The organism is Acinetobacter ursingii DSM 16037 = CIP 107286 (assembly GCF_000368825.1).
In the GTDB taxonomy this organism is placed as follows: Bacteria; Pseudomonadota; Gammaproteobacteria; order Pseudomonadales; family Moraxellaceae; genus Acinetobacter; species Acinetobacter ursingii.
Genome location: NZ_KB849717.1, coordinates 274,465 through 299,725, shown reverse-complemented (window position 1 = coordinate 299,725; position 25,261 = coordinate 274,465). Strand labels below are relative to the sequence as shown.

At 40.5% G+C, this 25,261-nt stretch carries 20 protein-coding genes and 2 pseudogenes; 7 read left to right on the top strand and 15 right to left on the bottom strand.

What is annotated here, in order from left to right; genetic code table 11:
• Window positions 1-88 precede the first annotated feature (88 nt).
• Window positions 89-895: pseudogene (locus tag F944_RS08980) on the top strand (TonB-dependent receptor); the annotation flags it as partial.
• 73 nt (window positions 896-968) lie between these two features.
• Here F944_RS08980 and dapC read toward each other — a convergent pair.
• From dapC to F944_RS08960, 4 genes and pseudogenes are all read right to left on the bottom strand, one after another.
• Entirely contained in the window at window positions 969-2,138 is a 1,170-nt protein-coding gene (gene dapC, locus F944_RS08975) for a succinyldiaminopimelate transaminase (protein WP_004989569.1), read from the bottom strand.
• 28 nt (window positions 2,139-2,166) lie between these two features.
• Window positions 2,167-4,839 carry a [protein-PII] uridylyltransferase gene (gene glnD, locus F944_RS08970; protein WP_004989567.1) on the bottom strand — a complete coding sequence of 891 codons (2,673 nt, stop codon included), beginning with the start codon at window positions 4,837-4,839 and terminating at the stop codon, window positions 2,167-2,169.
• Window positions 4,840-4,854: 15 nt separating this feature from the next.
• Window positions 4,855-6,078, bottom strand: coding sequence for a formate-dependent phosphoribosylglycinamide formyltransferase (gene purT, locus F944_RS08965; RefSeq protein ID WP_171063271.1), 1,224 nt, complete (start codon window positions 6,076-6,078; stop codon window positions 4,855-4,857).
• A 127-nt stretch (window positions 6,079-6,205) separates the two neighbouring features.
• Window positions 6,206-6,593: pseudogene (locus tag F944_RS08960) on the bottom strand (tautomerase family protein).
• Window positions 6,594-6,794: 201 nt separating this feature from the next.
• On the opposite strand from F944_RS08960, the gene F944_RS08955 reads away from it, so the two are divergent.
• Complete coding sequence (locus F944_RS08955) at window positions 6,795-7,211, top strand: hypothetical protein (protein ID WP_227546650.1); 417 nt, start codon at window positions 6,795-6,797, stop codon at window positions 7,209-7,211.
• A gap of 74 nt (window positions 7,212-7,285) precedes the next feature.
• On the opposite strand, the gene F944_RS17435 is transcribed toward F944_RS08955, so the two are convergent.
• The 9 genes from F944_RS17435 to F944_RS08910 all read right to left on the bottom strand — a co-directional run bounded on the left by F944_RS17435 (window position 7,286) and on the right by F944_RS08910 (window position 16,421).
• Window positions 7,286-7,573, bottom strand: coding sequence for a hypothetical protein (locus F944_RS17435; protein ID WP_010588705.1), 288 nt, complete (start codon window positions 7,571-7,573; stop codon window positions 7,286-7,288).
• Window positions 7,574-7,952: 379 nt separating this feature from the next.
• Window positions 7,953-8,564, bottom strand: coding sequence for a superoxide dismutase (locus F944_RS08945; protein WP_004989559.1), 612 nt, complete (start codon window positions 8,562-8,564; stop codon window positions 7,953-7,955).
• A gap of 187 nt (window positions 8,565-8,751) precedes the next feature.
• Entirely contained in the window at window positions 8,752-9,843 is a 1,092-nt protein-coding gene (gene ychF / locus F944_RS08940) for a redox-regulated ATPase YchF (RefSeq protein WP_004989558.1), read from the bottom strand.
• A 97-nt stretch (window positions 9,844-9,940) separates the two neighbouring features.
• Entirely contained in the window at window positions 9,941-10,600 is a 660-nt protein-coding gene (locus tag F944_RS08935; protein ID WP_004989555.1) for a methionine ABC transporter permease, read from the bottom strand.
• Window positions 10,581-11,651 carry a methionine ABC transporter ATP-binding protein gene (locus tag F944_RS08930; RefSeq protein ID WP_004989553.1) on the bottom strand — a complete coding sequence of 357 codons (1,071 nt, stop codon included), beginning with the start codon at window positions 11,649-11,651 and terminating at the stop codon, window positions 10,581-10,583. Before F944_RS08930 ends, F944_RS08935 begins: the two co-directional genes overlap by 20 nt.
• A gap of 22 nt (window positions 11,652-11,673) precedes the next feature.
• Window positions 11,674-12,522, bottom strand: coding sequence for a MetQ/NlpA family ABC transporter substrate-binding protein (locus F944_RS08925; protein ID WP_004989549.1), 849 nt, complete (start codon window positions 12,520-12,522; stop codon window positions 11,674-11,676).
• Window positions 12,523-12,537: 15 nt separating this feature from the next.
• Window positions 12,538-13,950, bottom strand: a complete 1,413-nt coding sequence (locus F944_RS08920; RefSeq protein ID WP_004989548.1) for an LLM class flavin-dependent oxidoreductase — start codon at window positions 13,948-13,950, stop codon at window positions 12,538-12,540.
• Entirely contained in the window at window positions 13,950-15,197 is a 1,248-nt protein-coding gene (locus F944_RS08915; protein WP_004989540.1) for an SfnB family sulfur acquisition oxidoreductase, read from the bottom strand. Before F944_RS08915 ends, F944_RS08920 begins: the two co-directional genes overlap by 1 nt.
• A 12-nt stretch (window positions 15,198-15,209) precedes the next feature.
• Complete coding sequence (locus tag F944_RS08910; RefSeq protein ID WP_004989538.1) at window positions 15,210-16,421, bottom strand: SfnB family sulfur acquisition oxidoreductase; 1,212 nt, start codon at window positions 16,419-16,421, stop codon at window positions 15,210-15,212.
• A 401-nt stretch (window positions 16,422-16,822) separates the two neighbouring features.
• On the opposite strand from F944_RS08910, the gene F944_RS08905 reads away from it, so the two are divergent.
• Both F944_RS08905 and F944_RS08900 read left to right on the top strand, forming a co-directional pair.
• Entirely contained in the window at window positions 16,823-17,587 is a 765-nt protein-coding gene (locus F944_RS08905) for a glutathione S-transferase family protein (RefSeq protein ID WP_004989536.1), read from the top strand.
• 358 nt (window positions 17,588-17,945) lie between these two features.
• Complete coding sequence (locus F944_RS08900; RefSeq protein ID WP_004989533.1) at window positions 17,946-19,316, top strand: NAD-dependent succinate-semialdehyde dehydrogenase; 1,371 nt, start codon at window positions 17,946-17,948, stop codon at window positions 19,314-19,316.
• Between the two features lie 67 nt (window positions 19,317-19,383).
• On the opposite strand, the gene F944_RS08895 is transcribed toward F944_RS08900, so the two are convergent.
• Window positions 19,384-20,841 (bottom strand): DASS family sodium-coupled anion symporter, encoded by a 1,458-nt coding sequence (locus F944_RS08895; protein ID WP_004989532.1) that lies wholly within the window; start codon window positions 20,839-20,841, stop codon window positions 19,384-19,386.
• Window positions 20,842-21,084: 243 nt separating this feature from the next.
• On the opposite strand from F944_RS08895, the gene F944_RS08890 reads away from it, so the two are divergent.
• Window positions 21,085-22,071 (top strand): ion transporter, encoded by a 987-nt coding sequence (locus tag F944_RS08890; protein ID WP_026039907.1) that lies wholly within the window; start codon window positions 21,085-21,087, stop codon window positions 22,069-22,071.
• A 32-nt stretch (window positions 22,072-22,103) separates the two neighbouring features.
• Here F944_RS08890 and F944_RS08885 read toward each other — a convergent pair whose 3' ends face one another.
• Window positions 22,104-23,306, bottom strand: a complete 1,203-nt coding sequence (locus tag F944_RS08885; protein WP_004989529.1) for an MFS transporter — start codon at window positions 23,304-23,306, stop codon at window positions 22,104-22,106.
• A gap of 223 nt (window positions 23,307-23,529) precedes the next feature.
• On the opposite strand from F944_RS08885, the gene F944_RS08880 reads away from it, so the two are divergent.
• Both F944_RS08880 and F944_RS08875 read left to right on the top strand, forming a co-directional pair.
• Complete coding sequence (locus tag F944_RS08880; protein ID WP_004989526.1) at window positions 23,530-23,952, top strand: hypothetical protein; 423 nt, start codon at window positions 23,530-23,532, stop codon at window positions 23,950-23,952.
• A 331-nt stretch (window positions 23,953-24,283) separates the two neighbouring features.
• Complete coding sequence (locus F944_RS08875; RefSeq protein WP_004989520.1) at window positions 24,284-25,204, top strand: LysR family transcriptional regulator; 921 nt, start codon at window positions 24,284-24,286, stop codon at window positions 25,202-25,204.
• Window positions 25,205-25,261: the final 57 nt, after the last annotated feature.

The following is a 25,261-nucleotide window of genomic DNA, read 5'->3' as shown; positions in this document are numbered from 1 at the left end:
GACCAGCTACCACAACAAAATAAGGTAGCTTAACTAGAGCAGAGTATCACTTATAAATAAGCTTTTAGTTGTTCAAACATGTGGGACCACCTCTATTCAAGATACTTATCAATATGATAATAAAGGTAAAAACCCTTCATATGATGAAAGTAAATTTACCCCTGCATTAGGTTTAACCTATAAAATCACACCTGAAATTTCAGTCTATGGTAATTATATTGAGTCTTTAGCCAAAGGTTTGAGTAATACAACAGCTAATGTCACTACGACACTAAAACCATTTGTTGCTAAGCAAAAAGAAGTGGGTGCCAAGTATGAAAATGGCGTGATTGGAGCAACACTGAGTTTATTTGATATTAATAAGCAGCGTGGTATCAAAGATGCTAATGGTGTCTTTAGTGATGGTGGTGAATATGTACATCGTGGTGTTGAGCTTACTACTTATGGCAAATTAACTGATGATATTACCGTACTTGGTGGTGCAACGTGGATGCATGCTAAACAGGAAGATACAGGTTCAGTCACTTATGATGGCAACTATGAAGTAGGTGTTCCAAAGTTTCAAGCTAATTTAGGTGCAGACTGGAAACTCCCTGTTGCACAGGATATTTCTTTAAATGCACAATTGATTTACACAGGTTCGACGTATGCGAGTCTAGACAACAATCTAAAAGTGAAAGACTGGACGACACTTGATTTGGGTGCAAGCTATAAGACACATCTTGGACAAACACCGACTACATTTAACTTTGCTGTAAATAATGTATTCGATAAAGATTATTGGGGTTCGGTCGGACTGTATGACAATATCAATAGTACAGGGAATACCAATAATGGTTATGTTGTTGCAGGTCAGCCACGAACATTTATGCTAAGCGCCAGCTTTGATTTTTAATTAATTTTTGACTCAGTCAAAATAATAAAGCCTCAATATATATAGAGGCTTTATTATTTTAATTTTTTAAAATCTACAAGATTTTCTTTAAACGCTGTACCACTTGCTCACATTGTGCCAAGTCCGCGACCAATGCCATACGTACATGATTTTCGCCTGGATTCCCATGTGTCGTTCCACGAGATAAATAACGGCCTGGTAATACTTTAATATGGGCTTTTTCCATCAACATTTTGGCAAAAGCTTCATCATGATCCACTTGTAACCAATAGTAAAATCCAGCATCAGGCTTTTTTAGTGGTAACAAAGACCCAAGTTCTGATTGAAACAAATCAAATTTTGCGCGATATTGTTGACGATTTTCTTCGACATGCGCTTCATCATTCCATGCTGCGATTGAAGCCAATTGATGTTGTACAGGCATGGCTGCGCCATGATATGTACGAAACTTTAAATAGGGTTTTAACAGTTCGGCATCACCTGCGACAAAACCAGAGCGCATTCCCGGTAAGTTGGAACGTTTGGACAATGAATGAAAAACGATACAGTTTTTATAATCATCACGCCCCATTTCCGCACAGACTTCCAATAAACCAACTGGTGCTTGATCAAACCAAAGTTCTGAATAGCACTCATCAGAGGCAATCACAAAATTGTATTGATCTGATAGTTGAATCAGTTTTTTAAATTGTTCTTTAGATAATACAGCGCCCGTAGGATTGCCCGGTGTGCAGACAAATAATAATGCTGTTTTTTCCCAGACTTCGGCTGGAACCGCATCAAAGTCACCCAAATAATCATTTTCAGGCGTACAGTTGATGAAATACGGTTTTGCACCTGCAAGCAAAGCTGCACCTTCATAAATTTGATAGAAAGGATTTGGCATCACTACATAAGGTGCATCTTCACGATTAATCAGTGCCTGTACAAAAGAGAAAATCCCTTCCCGTGTACCTGTGACTGGCAAGATATGATCTTCAGCACTAATGCTATTGAGCTTAAAACGCTGAGTCAGCCAGTTGGCAATACTCTGACGTAACTCAGGTAGCCCTTTGCTATTGGGATAAGTCGATAAATGCTGAAAGTTGTCAATAATGGCTTGTTTTACAAATTCAGGAGCAGGGTGTTTGGGTTCACCAATAGAAAGCGGAATGAGGGGTAGATCTGCGGGTGTGACATCTTTAAAAAGCGCATTTAACTTTTCAAAAGGATAAGGATGTAATAGCGACAAACTGGAATTCATGAAACATTTACCGATTTAAAACTGTGAATTAATGTTGACTGATGACTTGATTAGATGCTTCGTCTAACGCAGATTTTAGCTTATCTGCAAAAAGTTTGGCTTCTTCAATATTCATGGGTTGACCATCTTTTTTAGTCACAAAGAAAATATCCTCAGCACGTTCGCCGAGTGTGGCAATCTTGGCTGAATGGATATCGAGTCCTTGCATCATAAAGACTCCACCCACTCGTGCTAGTAGGCCGGGCTGATCCAGTGTAGATATTTCAACCATGTTTTGTTGAAGTACAGGGTTTAGCGTAATATCAACGGTATTTTCTACATCAAAATGACGAAGTTGGCGCGGAATACGGCGTTGCATCAAGCCCGGATATTTATCGGACTGGCTAAGCGCTTTCACCAATGCCTCTTTCACGGTAGTCTCGCGTTCTGGATCGGTCAGCAGTGTACCAAAACGATCTAATATGACATAGGTATCCAGACTAAACGCTTTGGTAGCTGTGATAATTCGTGCATCCTGTACATCCAGATTCATGCGATCTAGCACTGCAACAGTGGTGGCAAACAGGTTGGGTTTATCTTGAGTATAGATAAAGATCTGAATAGCATCCTGAGCTTGTGTCGACTGACGATGTGCACGGAATAATACCAAAGGTGTAGGGTTATCACCGTGCTGCAAAATCGCACGGGTATGCCATGCAATTTCATCGGCAGATTCTTTAAGGAAGTATTCATCGCCAAGTTCTTGCCAGACTTTTTCAACAGCGTCTAGTGAGAACTCATTTACCAGCGCTTCACTCGCAGTAAATTTGGTGTCTTCAATCAACATTTGATAATCGACAGGACGACCTAAACCTGACCGGATCACGTCTCTGGAATAGGTATAAAGCTGACGCATGAGAGAAGCTCGCCATGTATTCCAGAGTTTTGGATTGGTGGCATTAATATCAGAAACAGTCAGACTATATAGATAATCCAGATGTTCCATATCACCTAGTTTTTCCGCAAATTCTTTGACGACATCTGGATCAGAAATATCTTTTTTCTGTGCAGTGAGTGACATGAGTAGATGGTTTTGAATTAGCCACGCGACCAGTTTACATTCGCGCTCGGTAAAGCCATGTTTACGACAAAACTCAATGGCATCTTCAGCACCCAATTCACTATGATCACCGCCACGACCTTTGGCAATATCATGAAAAATCGCAGCCAAATATACAATATCGCGACGCGCCAAACGCTGAAACACTGAGCTAACCACTGGAAAATGCTGTGCAAATTCTGGTTCTTTAAAGCGATTTAAATTACGAATCAGTAATAAGGTATGTGCATCGACGGTATAAATATGGAATAAATCATATTGCATCAGCCCCATAATTTGACCAAATGCAGGAATGTAGTTGCCTAAAATTCCATAGCGTTTCATATCGACGAGCGTGTCGTATAGACGATAAGGCGAACGGATAATTGCCATAAACAAGGCTTGATGCGCAGGATTATCACGAAATTCCTGATCAATCCGTTTTGCCGCCATAATCAACAAACGCAAAGTTCTTGCACGAATCCCTTCGATTTCAGGGCGATTGGCTAATAAATAGAAGAGTTCTAAAATTGCGCTTGGATGTTCAGCAAAAATTTTATGATGTTGTACTGCGAGTTTGCCATCGACTAATTTGAAGTTTTCATTAATTTCTTCAATTTTACGTTCATAGTTAGGCAAACGTGGGGTAATCACAGACTCATTAAAATAGGCCAGTAGCATTTCATTGAGTGTTGAAACCTGCTGCGCAGTACGATAGTAACGTTTCATGAACTGTTCTATCGCATAATTGGCCGGTTTACCTTCTTCTTGTACATAGCCAAATTTGGCGGCGATATCACGTTGATAGTCAAATAAAAGTCGATTTTCATCGCGCTTGGTCAAGCGGTGTAAATGATGGCGAATTTCCCATAAAAAGCTTTCGGCTTCTTCTAGTACGCTCAGTTCAAATTCGGAAATAAAGCCAAGATGAACCAGATCATAAATGCGGTTGACGCGGAAATGCCGCTTGGCAATCCAGCCGATCTGATTCATGTCACGAATGCCACCTGGTGCATTTTTTATATCTGGTTCGAGATTACTCTCGGTATTGTTATGTTGAGCATGTCGTTTTTCCTGCTCTTCCATTTTGGCATCAAAAAAGGTTTTATCTGTCCATGTTTGAGAAACAATGCGACGCGGCCATTTGGCTAAATGTGAGTTTCCTGTAATCAGTCGTGCTTCGATGAGCGTGGTGGCGACTGTTAAATCATTGGTGGCTTCTTCAAAACAGTTGCGAATAGTACGTACACTGATACCGGGTTTAAAATTCCCCACATCCCATAAAGAGGACACAAAAGTAGAAATCTGTTTTTCTTGTTCAGGTGCAATATCATGCTCGGACAAGATCATGATATCCACATCTGAATAGGGCAACATTTCACGACGGCCATAACCACCGACCGCAAAAAGCCCTAAATCAGTTTGATTTAGTCCTGCATGATTCCAAAGAAAAATCAGCGCTTCATCAATAAAATTAGAACGTGCTAAAACAATATCACGTATGGGTTGACCATTTTCATAAAACTCCTGTAGCTGCTGTTCAACGTCATTACGCCATTGATTAATTGCCTGAATGTCATGGTGACTGGTGACATAACTCAGCAGCGGAGAAGTATTGATCATAAAAATAGGCCTACCTTAAACTGATGAATTTGTTTGAACTTGAACAAGGCTGGCTGCTTGAGCAGCAAGCTCACGCGCCTGATCGGTATCTTCAGCACGCGCGGTAGCAACACCCATACGACGACGCTTAAAGCCTTCAGGCTTACCAAAAAGGCGCAAGTCAGTATCGGGGTGAGCTAATGCTGTATTTAAATGACTAAAGCTTAAATTATTGGCATCTACACCCGCATAAATCACGGCACTGGCTGCTACGCTATGTCGTGCAGTATTGACAGGTAACCCTAAAATAGCACGCGCGTGTAACTCAAACTCACTTTGAAATTGAGATGCCAAGGTAACAAGTCCTGTATCGTGCGGGCGTGGTGAAACTTCACTAAACCAGACTTGGTCACCTTTGACGAATAGCTCAACTCCAAAAATGCCACATCCGCCAAGCGCAGTCGTGACTTTATGCGCGATTCGTTTTGATTCTTGTAGGGCAGCTTCAGTCATGATTTGAGGTTGCCAACTTTCAACATAATCACCAGAATCTTGACGGTGCCCAATCGGATCACAATACTGCGTTTCAATTTCACCCGTTTCTGGATTTTTAGCACGAACAGTTAGTAAGGTAATTTCAAAGTCAAAATCAATTTGAGATTCAACAATGACTTTGCCCTGATTGACGCGACCACCTGTTTGAGCATATTCCCAAGCGGCATCGACTTCTTCAAAGCTTTTAACGCGCGACTGACCTTTACCCGATGAAGACATCACGGGCTTTACAAAGTTCGGATATGCAATATCGTCGCAGGCAGCACGGAAACTTTCCAGTGAATCTGCAAAGCGATAAGCTGAGGTTGGCAAACCTAGCTCTTCGGCCGCCAAACGACGAATGCCTTCGCGGTTCATGGTGAGATTAACCGCTTTAGCAGAAGGAATAACCGTTGCAATGGCCTTATTTTCAATCTCAACCAACACTTCAGTTGCAATCGCTTCAATTTCAGGGACGATCAGATTTGGTTTTACTTTTTCAATGAGTCGATGCAACTCATTTGCGTCCGCCATATTGAGCGTATAAGAATAATGTGCAACTTGCATTGCGGGAGCATGATCATAGCGATCTGCAGCATGAACTTCGACTCCTAAACGCTGCAAAGAAATGACCACTTCTTTACCGAGTTCTCCTGAACCCAATAACAGGACTTTAAAGGCAGAAGATTGAAGGGGAGTACCAATAGTCACGCTCATGCGAATCATCCGTGCAAAAGTTGGGTATTAAGCATAGCAGAACTCGATCGTGAATTAAGCCTTGATTCACATAAAAATATATAGTTTTGTTCGACAATAAAGGAAAAATGAATAAAAGTTTAAATCTGAATAAAAATTAGATGTTTATTTTATAATTTAGCTGTAATTCATCGGCATTTTGTCCACGAATACCCCAGTTTTCTTTAGGGGTTTCAAAGATTGTAATTTCTACATCTTGTGGACTGATTCCACATTGCGCCTGAATGTTGCTAAAAATCTGTTGAATCAGTCGTTTTTTGGTTTCTGCCTGCCGTCCTGAAAACATTGAAATCTCAATGATGGTATAAGCTTCACTTCTGTCCAGAGGATAAATAAAGTCTTCTGGAGCTAGTGCAATGAATCGATGGAAACGTTTATCTTCTGGGTATTGAAGAGTCATTACCAAAGCTTGGTGAATTGCATTTGATAGGGTCATTCGATGTTTGAATGGTACTTTGGTTGGCATAGATTTTAATTTGAGACATTTAATGATCACGTTTAGGTCAAACTCATAAAATAGCAATGTAACATCAACAATTCTTAGGTTTCAAAAAACAAATTCATAAAGATTGAGTATTGTCTTGGAATTCACTAGCATAGGGGCGAAATGTTGAGACAGGTAATCGTTGATGATCACTTCAACACCCAAATTTTTGATTTTTACTCCCGTATTTTTAACTTTGGCTATGCTTTCTGGCTGTAATCAAAATGAGCAGAAGCAGACCGACAAGGTTGAAATTAAAGCTGCTCCCACACTAACCAATGATGCAACCACCTATGCACACAAAGCATGGGATTTGATTAATCAAATAGATCCGATTGTATATACAAAAAAAGTGGATCAAATTGATGAGCAAGTCAGAAAACCACTACGCCAACTCAGTACAGACTGGCGAATTAATGTCAAAATGACAGATTCAGTCACTGAAGGTAAATATGCGCTATGTCGTAAGGCATTAACTTCGCTTGATACATGGGCAAGAGAAACAAAAGACAACAGTGCCACCGTGACCCAGAAACAAGCAGATTACGAACGGGATAAATCGCAGTGTAAGGATGCCATTGCTAACCCTGCTTTAGGTAATACTGATCCCAAACGCTAATTAAATGATTATGTAAAAAAGCGAGATTCAAAAGAATCTCGCTTTTTTATGATTCAATTTTTGTGAAAAACAGATTAATGGTTTTGGTGACTGGTTGTTGTTGAGGTGGTCGTGGTAGTCGAAGCGGCTTTAGCTTTTTCTGGTTTAGTTGTTTTCACTTCTGTAGTTTTTACTGTTTGCGTGGTTTTTTTCGCTTCAGCTTTAGTTGGTTTTGCTTTAGCACCTGATACAGCCACACATTTACCACCTTTATGATTTGGGCCAGTTCCGCCTTGTAGTGAGGTTCCTTTTGGGCAGGCAAATGCAGTTGCACTCATAAATGCTAAGGTGCTGCTTAAGATGATGACAGAAATTTTTTTCATAGTGTTCTGATGAATATAAGGCATTAGTACCTGATTAAAAAATAGAAGATCACATACTGAGCAAAAAGAGTAGTTTTGTGTTGTATTTAATTAAAAACATTAAGATTTATAGTAATGATTTTATTTTTAATTCAGATTTAAGTTTGATGCATTTAATCGACAATTGAACCAGCATATAAAAGCAAGCCCTATTGTAAACAAAACAATAGAGCTTAGGTCGCTATTTTGACAAATATACAATCATGTGGGGTTTAAATTTGAAAAAAATGGCGAAAAAACACCATGAATCCTCCGCACAAAATTAAAATACCGATCGTATAACGCAATAGTGCAGGAAAGGACATGTCATAAGAACCTGTATGCAAAATAGCTGAACCTCTTATTGGATTGCTGCTTGATAACGACGATTGACTTCATTCCAGTCCACCACATTGTAAAATGCAGCAATATATTCAGGACGACGGTTTTGATATTTCAAATAGTAGGCATGTTCCCATACATCCAGACCTAAAATTGGAGTATTGCCATTCATGAGTGGAGAATCCTGATTTCCACTACTTTCTACTACGAGTTTTTTCTCAGGGGTGACGCTGAGCCATGCCCAACCACTCCCAAAACGACTAATCGCTGCTTTGGTAAAGGCCTCTTTAAATGCATCAAAACCACCAAGCTCTTGTTCAATGGCTGTTGCAACTGCACCTGTTGGATTTCCACCTCCTTGAGGACTCATGACTGTCCAGAACAAAGAATGGTTGGCATGACCACCGCCATTGTTAATCACTACATTTTTGATATCGGCAGGCACTTCATTGACCTTTGATACCAGTTCTTCGACTGCTAGTTTTTCCCATGCAGTGCCTTCAATTGCGGCATTGATATTATTGATATACGTTTGATGATGTTTGGTATGATGAATTTCCATCGTTTTAGCATCGATATTGGGTTCAAGTGCGTCGTATGCATAAGGTAACGCGGGTAGGGTGTACGCCATGAAAATGATCCTTTTTAAATCAATTCGTAAAATCAAAGTGTTTTAATCAGATTTAGTTTAGGGGATATTAGTTTTTATGTAAATATATTGATAATCATTATCATTGTATTTATTGTTTATAAATTTATATAGACAATAAAAAAACCAGCAGTGCTGGTTTTTTATAATTGATTAAGTCGAGTCGTGATTACACGTTAAAACGGAAGTGCAATACATCACCATCCTGTACCACATAGGTTTTACCTTCAAGGCGCCATTTACCTGCTTCTTTGGCACCTGCTTCGCCGTTGTATTGGACAAAGTCATCATAGGCGACACATTCTGCGCGAATAAAGCCTTTTTCAAAGTCAGTGTGAATGACACCAGCCGCCTGTGGCGCTGTAGCACCCACTTTAACTGTCCATGCACGAACTTCCTGTACACCTGCGGTGAAGTAAGTTTGTAAACCCAAGAGGGCATAACCTGCACGGATCACGACATTGAGACCTGGTTCTTGCATACCCATTGCTTCAAGAAACTCTGCGCGATCTTCATCTTCAAGCAACGAAATTTCTGCTTCAATCTGGTTGCATAAAGGCACTACAATGGCGTTTTCTTCTGCTGCCAGTTGTTTAACCGCATCCAAGTGCGGGTTGTTTTCAAAACCATCTTCAGCAACATTGGCAATATACATGGTTGGTTTTAAAGTCATTAAACCAAAACCACGAACAAGTTTACGTTCATCATCACTTAAATCCGCCGCACGGGCAGGTTTACCTTCATCCAGTAAAGGCTGGATTTTTTCTAATACGGCTTTGGTCGCAATGGCATCTTTATCGCCGCCTTTTGCAGATTTGGTCAGACGCAATAATGCTTTAGCTACAGTTTCAAGATCGGCCAATGCTAGTTCTGTATTAATCGTAGCAATATCATCGAGTGGATCGATTTTACCATTCACATGAATGACATTCTCATCTTCAAAACAGCGTACCACATGTGCAATCGCATCGGTTTCACGAATATTGGCTAAAAACTGATTCCCCAGACCTTCACCTTTAGATGCACCTGCGACTAGACCTGCAATATCTACAAATTCCATCGTGGTTGGTAGAATGCGCTGTGGTTTTACAATCGCTGCAAGTTTATCAAGACGTGCATCAGGTACTGGTACGATGCCAGTATTGGGTTCAATGGTACAGAACGGAAAGTTTTCTGCGGCAATCGCAGCCTTGGTGAGTGCATTAAAAAGTGTTGATTTACCAACATTTGGCAGGCCGACAATACCACAATTAAAACCCATGAGAGGACTCACAAAAATATAAATTAAAAACTGGCGCTGATTTTACATGAAAGCCATGACAAAGTCAGGTCATGGCTAAGTGCAAATCATCACAAGTTTAAATTTTACGTTTGTCTAACTGTTGAGAAAGCGTATCTCCTGTGGCTTGAATCAACATCACCAATACAATCAGCACTACAATCACCGCAAACATCACAGTTAAATCAAAACGTTGATAGCCATATCGATAAGCAATATCCCCCAGACCGCCTGCACCAATCGCACCTGCGATAGCGGAAGAGTTAATCATGGTGACGATGGTCACGGTAAAACCTGCCACAATGCCCGGTAATGCTTCCGGCAATAGCACATGCCAGATAATCTGCTGACGATTACAGCCGATCGCTTGTGCGGCTTCGATCAGTCCTTGATCCACTTCACGTAAACTAACTTCTGCAATGCGAGCAAAAAAAGGAATCGCGGCAAGGGTCAGTGGAACCACCGCAGCCCAAACGCCATAACTGGTTCCGACAATCCAGCGGGTGATGGGAATCAGGGCGACCATCAGGATCAAAAAGGGAATAGAGCGGGTAATATTAATAATCCAGCCAATCGGTTGATTGATGGCCTGAGAAGGATAAATACCATTTTCTGAGGCACTGACTAAAATTACAGCGAGTGGTAACCCGATGAGAAATGCCAATAAAGCGGAAACCCCGACCATGATCAAGGTGTCGAGCGTTCCTGTCAGTAATAAATCAATGAGTTGGTCGTGCATAACCGATCACCTCGATATGTTGAATCAGCGATGTAAGCTGTTGTTTTAAATGATTTAGATCAAGATTGAGTCGTGGTATGCCGACCACCCACGATCCAATCAAATGTTGTTGAATGTTATCTACATGACTTTGGTACAAATACACAGGGGTATCAAAGCTCGCTAGAAGTTGCGTCAGATCAGGCGCATGTTGGGCATCGCTTTGATATTTCAGTTTAAGAATCGTATGGGTGGAGTCTGCTTGAAGGTATGAATGCACTTGAAATGGTAAATCCAGTTGTTCCAGATTTAACAGTTCTTGAGTAATCGGCTGTACAGGATTGGAAAAGACCGACCACACTTGTCCTGATTCGACGATTTGACCTTGTTCAATCACCACCACTTGATCACAAATTTCACGTATCACTTGCATTTCATGAGTAATCAAGACAATGGTAATGCCAAGTTCCTGATTAATTTTTTTCAGTAAAGACAAAATGACAGCAGTGCTTTCAGGGTCTAACGCTGAGGTTGCTTCATCACAGAGTAAAATTTCTGGATGATGAACCAGTGCTCGGGCAATGCCGACACGCTGCTTTTGTCCACCTGAAAGCTGAGAAGGGTATTGCTCAGCTTTATGGCTGAGCCCTACCAAAGCTAAAACTTCATCGACGCGATTTTTGATGTCGGATTTGGCATAGCCAGAAACTTTGAGTGGGAGTGCCACATTTTCCCATACCGTTTTGGCCGACATTAAATTAAAATGCTGAAAAATCATGCCAATGCGTTGACGTAACTTGATCAAACGTGAGTGATCCAGTGTGGTCAGTTCATCTTGATGAATCTTGATTGAGCCTGAACTCGGTTGCTCAAGTCCATTCAGGGTACGCAATAAAGAGGATTTACCCGCACCGCTTTTTCCAATGATCCCAACAATTTTACCTTCTGGAATATCCAGATTAATCTCTTTTAATGCTTCAACCTGTTGACCTTGAGTATCATAGGTTTTATTGAGTGAGCGAATTTGAATATGTGGAACTGCAAAACTCACTTGAGCGCCCAAACTGACCATGACTTAACTCCATGAATGTAAGTTATACCCAACCTGGGAACCAAAGTTTTGGCCCCAAATCTTCATTCAGCGCTGCTTTAACCGCAGGCGAAGTTTGATAAATTTCGACAAATTTTTTCAATTTATCGCCTTTGTCCTGATAATCATCACGCACCACGAATAAAATCGCATAACGTTTATTGGTAGTATCGTCCAGCACTAAGGCACTTTCAGGATCAGCGGTTTTGGCCAAACGTAAATAATGTGGATAGCCAAAGGCTAAATCGACATCATCAATAGCACGTGCCGTTTGTGGGCCTTCTACTTCAATAAATTGTAAGTTTTTAGGATTCGATGAGATATCGCTTAACTTGGATAAATAATTAGTTGGGTCTTTCAGTTGAATCAGTTTGGCTTGTTGTAACAGCAATAACGCGCGTCCTTGATTGACAGGATCGTTTGGAATGACCACACGCGCATTTTGTGGCAAAGCATCCAGACTTTTATATTTTTTGGAATACAGTCCGACATGCGAAGCCGCACCTACACCAAACGCTTTAAGCTTATAGCCTGTTTCTTTAATGGCATTGTTTAAAAAAGGTTGATGTTGGAAAAAATTGGCATCAATATCACCATTATTCAAGGTAATATTGGGCGTATTCCAGTCAGAAAATTCAACCAGCTTAACATGAATGCCTTGTTTCTCAGCTTCTTTAGCCGCAGCCTGTAAGGGATGCGCAAAGGGTGGGCTAATGCCAATCACCAACTCTTCATTCTGCGTTTGGCGTTGTTTATTCCAGATGAATAAACCAATAATTAAAATGACAAAAATTGCCCCGAATATAATCAGTTTTTTGTTCGATGAACGTGATGTGAAAGATGATTGAGTCATCTGATACTCCAAAATTTAAGCGCTAATATGTTGTGAAAGGTGAGAAGATTTTTCTTGTTTTAAAGGTCGACATCGGAAGGCATCGGCAGGGTGCGATGCAGCAAGACGATCACCTTGTTGATGCAGTTTGTGTCGTAAAGAACCCACCTGATATTCCGTTTTATAACGTCCGCGTTGTTGTAATTCAGGAACCACGAAACGGATAAAATCCTGATGTGATTCGGGTGCTACAGTACGAGTCAAATTAAAACCGTCAATGCCTGTGTCATCCATCAAGTCAATCAGTTGCTCTGCGACATGGCTGCCACTCCCGACAATCAATGGATAACGTCCACCCAAAACATGCTGATTTTTTAGATCATTTTTCGTGATTTGCTGAGTTTTGAATTTTTCATTCACAGACGCGATACTGTTACTTTTTTGATAAGGAATCACTTCATCATCTGCAAATTTGGATAAATCCATGCCAACTGAGGAGGCATAATGCGCAAGTCCTGCTTCTGGGCTGGCATATTGACGATACTCTGCCAGTTTCTCCTGAGCAATTTGTTCTGTTTCTCCAGTTACGACGGTAATGCCCAGAAAAATTTTAATGTCACTGGCTTGGCGACCTTGCTGTACCGCAAGTTCACGAATTTTAAGAACTTGCTGACGAATTTTTTCTGGTTGATCACCACCAATAAAAATACATTCGGCATGGGCTGTCGCAAATGCTAATCCACGTGGGGAAGCACCTGCCTGAAATAAAACTGGGGTACGTTGAATGGATGGCGCGACCTGAAACACGCCCTGACTTTGGTAAAAACGTCCTTGATGCTGAATTTCGTGAACTTTGCTCGGATCAGTGAAAATACGACGGATTTTGTCTTTTTGAATCGCATCATCTTCCCATGAACCTTCCCAATATTGATAGCAAAGCTGTAAAAACTCTTCGGCCTGTTCATAACGCAGGTCGTGATCTTTGAGACTTGAATGACCAATGAGACGTTCTGCGCTATCCAGATAGCCCGTGACAATATTCCAGCCAATACGACCTTGTGTCAGATGATCCAGAGAGGCAAAACGCCGTGCAAATTGGTAAGGCGTTTCATAACTTAAATTCACAGTAATCCCAAAACCCAAATGCTGGGTGACCGCGGCCATTGCAGAAACCAAGGTACTAGGATCATGACTCGGCAGTTGAATCGATTCTCGTAAAGTCAGATCAATATTGTTTTGATAGACATCATAAACCCCTGTAATGTCCGCAATGAATAAACCATCAAATAGTCCAGCTTCCAGAGTTTTTGCCAGCTCAGTCCAATAACTTAACTCATTAAAACGATGCGACTGATCACGCGGATGCGTCCATAAACCATGATTGATATGACCGACACTGTTCATATCAAAGGCATTCAGTATAATTTTCTTTGGTAATTTGTTTGTCATTACAATGTGCCTCTGCGTGGAGGCAGAATGCCATTTAAAATATAATTTCCAATAAAGTAATATTTCCAACGCGCGGCATCATGCAAGGTATGAACGCGCGCATTTCGCCAGAAACGATCCAGACCATCCTCAGCCTGACTGCCACGACTGCCTGCCAGTTCAATCAGTTTTGATGAAGCTTTCAGAGCTGTCTCACTACTATGCGCTCGAACTTTTGCCACATCGATTGATGCTTTGGCAATCGTTTCAGCATTGGTTTGTAATTTTGCTGCATCAATAGAGTGTGCTGCTTGCTTGAGTAATGCTTCACTGGCACGAATATCGGTGGCAACACGGCCAATTTCATAAATCGTGAGTGGATCTTCGGCGGCACTTTCAACATTGGAATCGATCCACGGACGTGCCAGATGTACCCGTTTTAGAGTTTCTTCAAAAGCAGCACGGGCAATCCCCACTTCAATCGCTGCATGCATAATTTGTGCAAAAGGCCCAACCAGTGTCGGTTGCTGAAAAGCTGTATCGAATGGAATGACATCTTCGGCAGCAACAAAGACTTGATGAAACTTGACACTACCACTGCCTGTGACGCGTTGGCCAAAACCTGTCCAGTTATCAATTAAACTCAATCCTTCACTTTGACGTTGCACAAAAGCTAGATATTCACGACCTTCGGCATCCACCACTAAGGTCGGAATACGATGCGCAAATAAACTCCCCGTGCAGTAAAATTTTTCACCATTAATCAGATAACCCTCTTTAACAGGAATCAGCGCTGTTTGTTTTAAACTGGCATTTTTCGGTTTAAATTCTGCCAATGCATTACCAAAACGTGCACCATCGAGAACTTCCTGATATAAGCGTTGTTTTTGTGCTTCAGTTCCTGTATTTCTTAACACTTCCAGCGCATAAAAATGGTTTTGCGGAATCTGTCCGATAGATCCATCAACGCCACTCAATAACGCAATAATTTTGGCAACCGTGAGGCTAGATACTTCCGCACCACCATAGCGTTTGGGGACTGTAATCGCCCAGAGTCCAGACTGACTAAAAGCCTCAATTTCAGCAAAAGGTAAGATACGCTGTGCATCACGTTCGATACTTTGAGTTTTAAATTGCTCGGCAAGTTGCTGTGCGATGTCAAGTGCTTCAGCATCATTTTGAATCACACGTACCGTAGAATAATGTTGGGTACTTGGATGATTAACAAGATCATTTTCCGCTTGATGGATGGCTTGATAAGAGGTCATTTTATTATCTCCTTAGATCCATGCATGACGAGCAGGCAAAGTACCGTTCAGGTAATAGTTGCCAATGGCGTGTATTTTCCAGCGCACGGGATCGTGCAAGGTATGCACGCGTGCATTACGCCAGTGTTGATCGAGATTAAATTGGCTCAAGCTGGCACGACTACCGCCCAGTTCGAGTAATTTTTCTGAAATCTGTAAGGCTGCATCATTGGCATAGACTTTGGCTTCTGCCACTAAAATCGACGCTTTGGCTGCTTGTTGTTCGGTGACTTGATCAAGCTGATCCAGTTCATCCAGATACTCAGCTGCTTCATCCAGAAGTAAAATCGCAGCATTGAGGAGAATATCCAGCTTGCCCGTTTCTTGCAGGGTATAAGGTTCTAGACTGGCTTTTTCCACTTGTGCATCGAGAATAGGACGGGCTTTTTTCACGGCTGAAATAAGGTCTGCAAAAGCCGCTTCAGCGATTCCGACATCAATGGCGACCTGTAATAATTGTGAATACGCACCACGATAGGTGGGTGCCTGAGTTAAAATACGTTCATCAAAAATCAAGTCTGGATCAACGATGACCTGATGCAGTTTTACCGTGCCACTTGCCGTGGTTCTTTGTCCAAAGCCATTCCAGTTATTGATGATTTCAATCCCGTCACTGTGTCGGTCTACAATCACCAAAACCACATGACCCTCTGGATGAATGGCTTTAATCGCAAGCCAGTGCGCAAAAATACTGCCTGTGGAGTAAAATTTTTCACCATCCAGATAATACTTGCCATTTTTAAGTGTGAGGGTGGTCTGTAGTGTTTTCGAATCTTTGGTATGACGTTCAGGGCCGCCATTGGCAAGGCGTTTACCCGATAGAATTTCATTAAAAATAAATCGTTTTTGTGATTCTGTTCCCATCAGATCAATTAAATTCAGTAAGCTAATTTGATTTTGAGGAATCTGCCCAACACTTGAATCTGCCTTATTTAAAATCCGAAATACCTGAGCCAGTGTTTTATTGGACACGAAAGCGCCACCGTAACGCTTAGGAATACGAATGCCGCCTAAACCTTTTAGGCTAAATTGATCGATTTCTTCAAAGGGCAAAATCCGCTTTTGATCACGTTGATTACGACCTTCCAGCGCAAAATCTGCAACTTGATAAGCTGCATTAATTGCTTGTTGATCGTTTTGAATGACTTGAACCGATCGGGTAGGATAGAAATTTAACTCAGACATAATGATACCTACTATAGATAGAGGTACCTTAGAAAAAATATACCTAATGGTTAAACGAAGTATTGCGCGTAGTTTATGAAGAAAAGTGCTTAATCATTTTTGATCTAAATTAAGTTATTTTTTGAATAATATTAAATTTATAAAAATCAATGATATATTTATTTTTGATAATTTGAATTTTGGTTTTTTATATCGTATTTATTTGTTTTAAAGATATCTAGCGCGGAAAAACATATAAATTATAGGTATCCAAATCGGATTGCAGATTGTGCCAATAGACGATTTCGCCCAATGTTTGGCACAAAAAGTACATTGTTTTCATTTTGGGTTACTTTTAAAGTAAGCAAAACAAGATGTTGTTTTTTAAAATTGTTTGACTAAAAAAATAAATTGGAGTTTTTATGCGGGTTTTATACCAGTTTCCTTTGTCCCATTATTGTGAAAAAGCTCGCTGGTTACTTGATCATAAGGAATTGGATTATGTTGCGCATAACTTGATTCCTGGTTTCCATCGTGCTTTTGCCCAGTTAAAAACGGGTCAAAATAAACTTCCGATTTTAAAAGATGATAAAAGATGGATTGCTGAATCAACTCAAATTGCGTTGTATCTGGATGATCACTACCCCGAACATTCATTATTACGTCGAGATCCGCATTTACGTGAACTGGCTATTGAGATCGATAAAATTGCTGACGAACTAGGCGTTCATGTACGTCGCTGGAGTTTGGGGCATGCACTGACGCATGGTGATGAAGCGCTTGAAATCATGATGGGTGAACAGGGCTATTTGCGTCAGTTTGAAAAGTTTTCAAAACCGATTTTGAAAACTTTAGTGACCAAAAGCTATGAGCTTCAGGAAGAAAAGATTGCCCAATCTAAACTGCGTATGAATGAATTGGTATTGGTCCTGAATGAACGCCTTATTGATAATTTTGGACGTTATTTGGTTGGGGATCGTTTAGGGCTCGCCGATATTGCCGTTTGTGCAATGCTTGCGCCGATTTTGGAGCTTTCAGGAACACCGTGGGAACGGGAAAATAATGAAGTCAGTTCACCTGAATTACGTCAATATAAAGACTATTTACTCAGTTTACCTTTGGGGCAATATGTACAACGAATTTATGAAACTGAACGTAATGCACGTGTAGATTGGCGTGGTATATAACTTAAACTTGATGCAATTTTCAGAAACCTGATTTGATCAATCAAATCAGGTTTTTTTATTTCTTATGGATGATTTTCTACATACAAAAAGAATGGATTTACTTACTCAAACGCTATCTAAACCAAGATTTTGTATCAATAAGTGAGGCTTTGAAGGCGTTTTGCTGCAAAGCCTATTCAATGTCTTTAACTCTCTTTAATGTGGGTGGGTGTACAAATAGTGCCGTGTTTTGGTGAATCATCTGATTAACAGATATGCAAACAAAATAACGCCACACAATGTTGCTCGACCAACGCATTTTGAAATGTTTAAACCATTCAAATTTCACTTAAGATAAACATAATGATTGGAGATAGCCATGAGTTATCAGTCGGTAAATCCTTTTAACGGTCAAATTCTTAAAACTTATGACTTTCATGATCAAGCTAAAATTGATGAAAGTCTGGATCGTGCTGAAAAGCTATTAAAATCAGATTGGTCTAAAAAAGACCTAGAAAAACGTCTTGCGTTACTCAAAAAAGTAGCAAGTCAGTTAAGAGCAAATAAAGAAAAACTGGCACAACTTATGTCTACAGAAATGGGTAAGTTGATCAAACAGAGCCTTGGTGAAGTGGAGTTATGTGCCAATATTGCAGATTATTATGCACAAAATGCCGAGAAGTTTTTAAGCCCACAAAAGTATCCGACTGAAATAGGTGAAGCGTGGGTTGAACATCATCCACTGGGTGTGATTATGGCAGTCGAACCGTGGAATTTTCCCTTTTATCAACTTATGCGGGTATTTGCGCCGAACTGCGCGATTGGTAATCCAGTCCTAGCTAAACATGCCAGTATCGTTCCGCAATGTGCAGAAGCCTTTGAAAAGATTATTCATGATTCAGGTGCACCAGCAGGGGTATGGACCAATTTATTTATTTCAACCGATCAGGTTGCTGAGATTATTAAAGATCCGCGTGTACAGGGTGTTGCCTTAACCGGTTCAGAAGGTGCGGGAAGTAGCGTTGCCGAACAGGCGGGAAAATATGTTAAGAAGTCGACGCTAGAATTGGGCGGAAATGACGTTTTTATCGTATTGGATGATGCCGATTTGCAACGTGCGATTAAGGTCGGTTGTCAGGCACGTATCAATAATGCAGGGCAAGTTTGTACCGCAGCCAAGCGTTTTATTTTACATGAAAAAATTGCTGAGCAATTTAAGCAAGGCATGATCGAAGCATTTAAAAACCTAAAAACAGGCGATCCACTAGATGAGTCGACAAGTCTGGGGCCTCTATCATCGGCTTCGGCAGCAGAAAACTTACATAAACAGGTAGTCAAGGCTGTTGATGCTGGAGCCACATTAGTATTGGGTGGTAAACCTATTGACGGAGCAGGTAACTTTTTTGAAGCAACCATTTTAGAAAATATTGAAGAAAGTAATCCTGCTTGGTATGAAGAGTTTTTTGGCCCAGTGTCTCAACTTTATGTCGCTAAAGACGACGATGAGATTGTAAAAATTGCCAATCAATCACATTATGGCCTAGGCGGTGCAATCCACTCTAAAGATATTGAGCGAGCAAAAAAACTAGCGTCACGTGTTGAAACAGGCATGATCTGGATTAATAGTTTGACTCAAACTGCACCAGAGTTACCTTTCGGTGGCGTAAAACGTTCAGGTTATGGTCATGAACTTTCTGAGCTAGGTTTTAATGAATTTGTACAAAAGAAATTGGTGGTCATTCCTTCCTAATATTGCAAAAAAGCCTGTCATGATTTTTCATGACAGGCTTTTTTAATGGGTGGATAGAACTTCAAATTTACCAGTAGCCCAGAAATTTCCACCAGATGCCACCAATGACGATAAAAATCACAATATTGACCACACTCATGACAAAGCCTGCCTTCCACCATTCTCCCAAAGTGGTATAGCCAGATCCATAGATAATCGGTGAAGTACCTGTTGCATAGTGCGTAAGTGTCATCATAATACTGGATGCAGCCGCCATGATCAGTGCAAACAGCATTGGGGGAGCACCAAGTGCAATACCTGCTGTGTAAAAGGCAGCAAACATTGCGGTAATGTGTGCTGTAGTACTTGCAAACATATAATGCGCATACATATACGTCAGTAAGAGCAACAAACTTGCCAGTACCCAGTTGAGTCCAAGATGTGCAATCTGAGCTTCAAGAACTCCAGAGAACCACGTAATAAGACCTAACTTATTTAAGTAGGTTGCCATCATCACTAAAGCAGCAAACCATGTGATGGTATCCCATGCACTTTTTTGAGTGAGGATATCTTCCCAAGTCAAAACCCCTGTTAAAAGTAAGAGGCTTAAACCAATAAATGCGGTCGTCGTCGCATCCACTGACCACGCATCACCCAAGATCATGGCAGGAATACCAGCCCAAAGTAATAGCATGATGCCAAAGACACCTAACATGATGAGCTCAGGTACGGTCACTTTCCCCATTTCCTTCAGGCGTTCTTTTGCAAATTGTGCTGAATTTGGCGTTCGTTTAATTTCAGGTGGATACATGAGATAGATGATAATCGGCATAACAATGAGCGCTATGATCCCTGGAAGGATCATGGCAATTGCCCATGTTGTCCAACTGAGGTAAATCTGGGTATTGGTCGCTTTTGCGACCAGATCTACCACCAGTGGATTAGGTGCTGTTGCAGTAACAAACATGGCAGAAGTAATCGGATTGGCATGATAATTCACCAAAGCCAGATATTTCCCCATACGACCTTCAGTGCCTTTGGCGGGGTCTGAATCATAACTGGTCGCAATAGCGCGAACAATTGGATGGATAATTCCACCGCCACGTGCCGTATTGCTTGGCGTAACAGGAGCAAGTATGAGTTCCGACAACACCATGCTATAACCGATACCAATGGTTCGTTTACCCCATACCGCAATAAATAGATAACCTAAACGTGCTCCAAGCCCTGTTTTTTGAAGCCCTTTGGAGATCATGATCGACACCCCAATCAGCCAGATAAGAGGATTGGCAAAACTACTTAAAGCGTCCTTAATGGCTTCACTGGGTTTGGGGTTGGTGACGCCCGTAACGGCAACCAGCGTAATGGCAATCATCGCAATTGCTCCAATCGGGAGTGCTTTCCCAATAATGGCCGCAATTACCCCTACAAACATGGCCAATAAATGCCAAGCTTCAGGTGTTACTCCTTGAGGGACTGGGATAATAAACCAGATGATAAGTGTTAATGCACAGGATATTGCAGCTGGAATTGGTTTAAAGCCCATAAAAACCGCCTTATTATGAATAGATTAACGTTATAATTTATATAGTTAGTATTGTTAAACTGCATGCAAACGCATTTGAGTTTATGATTTTATTATGAAAGAGTCTTGCTCTATTACCAAATGAAGAATTGTTGCCTGTCTGTTACTGCATTCTCACTAGGATTAAGCTAAAAGCTGACACAAATACTGTGAGCATGTTAAATTGTGCCGAGTATTGAGCATAATTATAAGTTTTTATTTATGATGACTAAATTTTCCTTACGTCATTTACGTCGTTTTGTTTTTAATAATTTACAGAATCATGATTATGAAAGTCACTTAAGTCGTCTCCTGAATTTCTTTTTGATATTTTTGATTATTGCCAATGTTTTAGCCGTTATGTTGGAGTCGATTGATTCCATTTATTTTGCGCACAAAAAACTCTTCGATCTATTTGAAACAGTTTCTATCGCTCTATTTACGATTGAATATTTATTGCGCTTATGGTGTGTTGCAGAAGAGCACCCAGATCAACCTGCATGGAAAACACGATTGCAATGGTTTAGTAGTGGCGGTGCGATTATTGATTTATTGGCGATTTTACCCGCATACCTTAACTTTATAGTACCAATTGACCTACGTTTCTTGAGAATTTTAAGATTACTGCGTCTGTTAAAGTTGACCCGTTATTTCGTTTCACTTCAGATTTTACTTGCGGTTATTGAGCGTGAAAAAGGTTCATTTCAGGCAGTTGTATTTATTTTGCTGATTATGATTGTTATGGCTGCGGGTGGTATCTATGTGGTTGAAAATAAAGCACAGCCCGGAGTATTTAGCTCTATTCCCGAGGCAATGTGGTGGGCAGTTGTTACGCTGACTACAGTGGGCTATGGCGATGTGACTCCAGTCACCAATATTGGCAAATTATTGGGCGCTGTAATTACGATTTTAGGTGTTGGTTTGGCTGCATTGCCAGCAGGTATTTTGGCGACCGGTCTTGCAAATGAATTAAGTTTACGTAATCAAAAACTTGCTCAGGAGTTTAGAAATTTGCTGATTTCAAATCAGATAGACTATCTAAATGAAACAAAGGAAATCGAAAAAATCCGTAAACGAATAGGTTTAAGCAAAGAGCAAACCAATGAAGTGATTATGCAATTGATCCGTGAAAAAGATTTGGAAGAGCAGGAACAACAAAAGAAAGCCTTTAAATATTGTCCTCATTGCGGTGAAAAGTTGCCAGAGGCATGAGGTCACTGAAATTGATCTCATGCCAAAGATTTTTATTTCTTATGTTTTTCTACCGCAAAGGCGATCAATAAAATCACTAATCCGCCAAGACTTAGAACAAAACCCACCCAGATAGGTGCGATCCAGCCCATCTGATGACTCAAGACCCATCCACCTAAAAAAGCGCCTAACGCATTTGCCAAATTAAAGGCTGAATGGTTGAGAGATGCCGCTAAACCTTGGGCTTCGCCAGCAACATCCATTAAGCGCATTTGTAAAGTTCCGCCTAAACCCATGACCGTGAGTCCAATCAAAAACAAGGCAAAAATCGCAGTATAAAGCTGGCTCATCATGAAACTGGCTAAAACAAAAGCAAGTGCCGAACTAATAAGCACGGCTACAATGGTTTTATTTAAATTTCGATCGGCCAGCCAACCTGCCAATAATCCTCCAATCACCATACCAACGCCCCAGATGGCTAAAGCAATGGGAACAATATCGATACTGACTTGGGTATATTCAGTCAAAATAGGTGAGACATAACTATAGACCGAAAACATGCCGCCAAACCCAATTGCACCCACAGCAAGCGTGAGCCACATATGGATATTTTTCAGTCCTGCTAACTCGGTTTTAACACTGGCTGTTGAATGTACTGGTATTTGGGGTACAAAAATGGCAATGGCAACTAAGGTAACAAAAGCAATAATTGAGGAAAATTCAAAGCCTGAACGCCAACCAAATTGTTGACCTAGCCATGTTGCCAATGGAACACCGAAAACTGTCGCAATGGTTAACCCCATCATCATTTGAGCAACAGCGGAAGCTCGTTTTTTAGGACCAGCCAGTTCTGCGGCGACCAATGCGCCTACACCAAAATAAGCGCCGTGTGGAAAACCCGCGATAAAACGTGAAAGTAAAACAGTTTCAGGTGTATGAGCCAAAGCGGTTAGAGCATTGGCAATGCCGTAAAACAACATCAAACCCAGTAATAACGACTTGCGTGGAATGCGTGCAGCTAAAATAGCAATAACTGGCGCACCAATCACCACGCCAAGTGCATAAGCACTGATAAAATGACCTGCATCTGGAACACTAATATGTAGATCTTTGGCAATTTCCTGAATCAGTCCCATCGCAACAAATTCAGTTGTTCCGATACAAAAGCCACCAATCGCTAATGCTAAAATGACCCAAAATAATGAATATTGTCGGGGTGAACCCGAAGCAATCGATGTATTTGATTTAGCTGACATAAAAAATCGAGAGAAATGGGAGAATAATCAAGAAATAATTATAGTGGAAAGAGATTGTAATAGTTAACTAATTTACTCGGGATTAAAGATTTTTAACATCTTTACCGCGATAAATAATGATTGAAAAAAGTTATATACAATATATATTTGCATGCTGCATTACGGGGTTTAATGCGGTGATGGAGTTAATCAGAATAATGAGTATGAAGATGTTAAAAAATGTATGGCTGTGGGGTTGCTGGTATCTGTATTGACTAGTAGTGGTTGTGCTGTAGTCATGGCAAGTAATCAGCCCAGTAAGAAAAATCTCAGTGTTCTAAATACAGGTATTTCACGTAATCACGTGATTGCTGAGTTTGGTGCACCTGTTGCAAGTGAATATAAAGATGGTCAACGTGTAGAAATTTATACTTTCCAACAAGGTTATTCCAAAGCAAATAAAACCAGTCGTGTGATTTGGCATGGCTTAGCAGATGTCGCTTCGATTGGTTTGTGGGAAGTCATTGGAACGCCTGCGGAATCATATTTTGATGGAAAGAAACTTTCTTATCAGGTGATATTTGATCAAAACGATAATGTTGCAAGTCATCAGTTACTTTCAATGGTTGCTCAATCACAAACTCAAGTTAATGATGTTGCACAATAACTCCATGATGAATTTGATAGATCAATCGTTCTGATAAAAAAAGCTCTAGGTCAACGTTGACCTAGAGTGTCTGGAGTTTTTGGTTATAGTTTTTTATATTTATTATTTTAAAATTTATAACATTTTTATTTTCAATATCTTAGTAAGAATTTAGCATCCAAATTATTTGATCTGTCAAAATGGAACTAGAAGATGATTGTGTTTTAAAGTCATATAAGTTGAGCTATATTCATGTAGTAAAAGAATAATGAAATAAAATTTAGGTTGAAACAAGCTAATAAATTTCATGATATAATGAATAATATTCACTCTTTTGTTTTGATTCGACTTTATGCTTGAAATTCGCCATCTTAAAACGCTTCTGGCTTTACGTGAGCATGGTTCACTGGTCGCTGCTGCAAATGATTTGTGTCTAACCCCTTCAGCAATTTCACATCAACTGAAAGAACTTGATCATTGGTATGGGGTGGAAGTTGTCAATCGTCGTAGTCGACCTGTAACCTTTTCAAATGTGGGGCAACGATTATTAAAACTTGCTGATGATGTGTTACCACAAATTCAAATTGCACAAAGTGATATCACGCGTATTGTGCATGGGCAGACAGGACGTATTATTTTTTCGTCTGAGTGCCACAGTTGTTTTGACTGGTTAATGCCATTATTAAATCAATATCGCCAACAGTATCCTGATGTCGATCTGGACTTTGCTTCGGGTTTTGAAGCCAATCCACATGAACTTTTACAAACAGGTGAATTCGATTTACTCATTACCGCAGATCCGATTGCGCTTAAAGGGATTGAATATTTTCCGATTTTTGAATATGAATCACGTTTGGTCTTATCCAATACGCATCCTTTGGTGCGTAGCGAAAATATCACGGTACAAAATTTAGCTGAAGAAACGTTGATCACATATCCTGTTGATAAACATCGTCTGGATATTATGGCGCATCTATTTCTTCCTGCAAATATCCAGCCTAAAGCCATCCGTACCACCGATTTAACTCAGATGCTCATTCAACTGGTGGCCAGTGGGCGTGGTATTTCAGCTTTGCCTGATTGGGTGGTGAATGAATATGAACAAAAAGGCTGGGTGACAAGTCGTCGTTTGAGTTGTGTTGCACCACAAGGCTTGCGCCGTACTTTATATGCGGGTTATCGGACTGACGAGAAAGAAAAAAGCTATTTTGAAGGTTTCTTGAAACAGTTGGAAAAATTTTCTCAGAAAAGAATAAATTATTATTCAGCCTAATCATAAGACTTCTTTCATCATTGTTTAAACCTTCTTTATTTTTCTTCAATAGAGAGA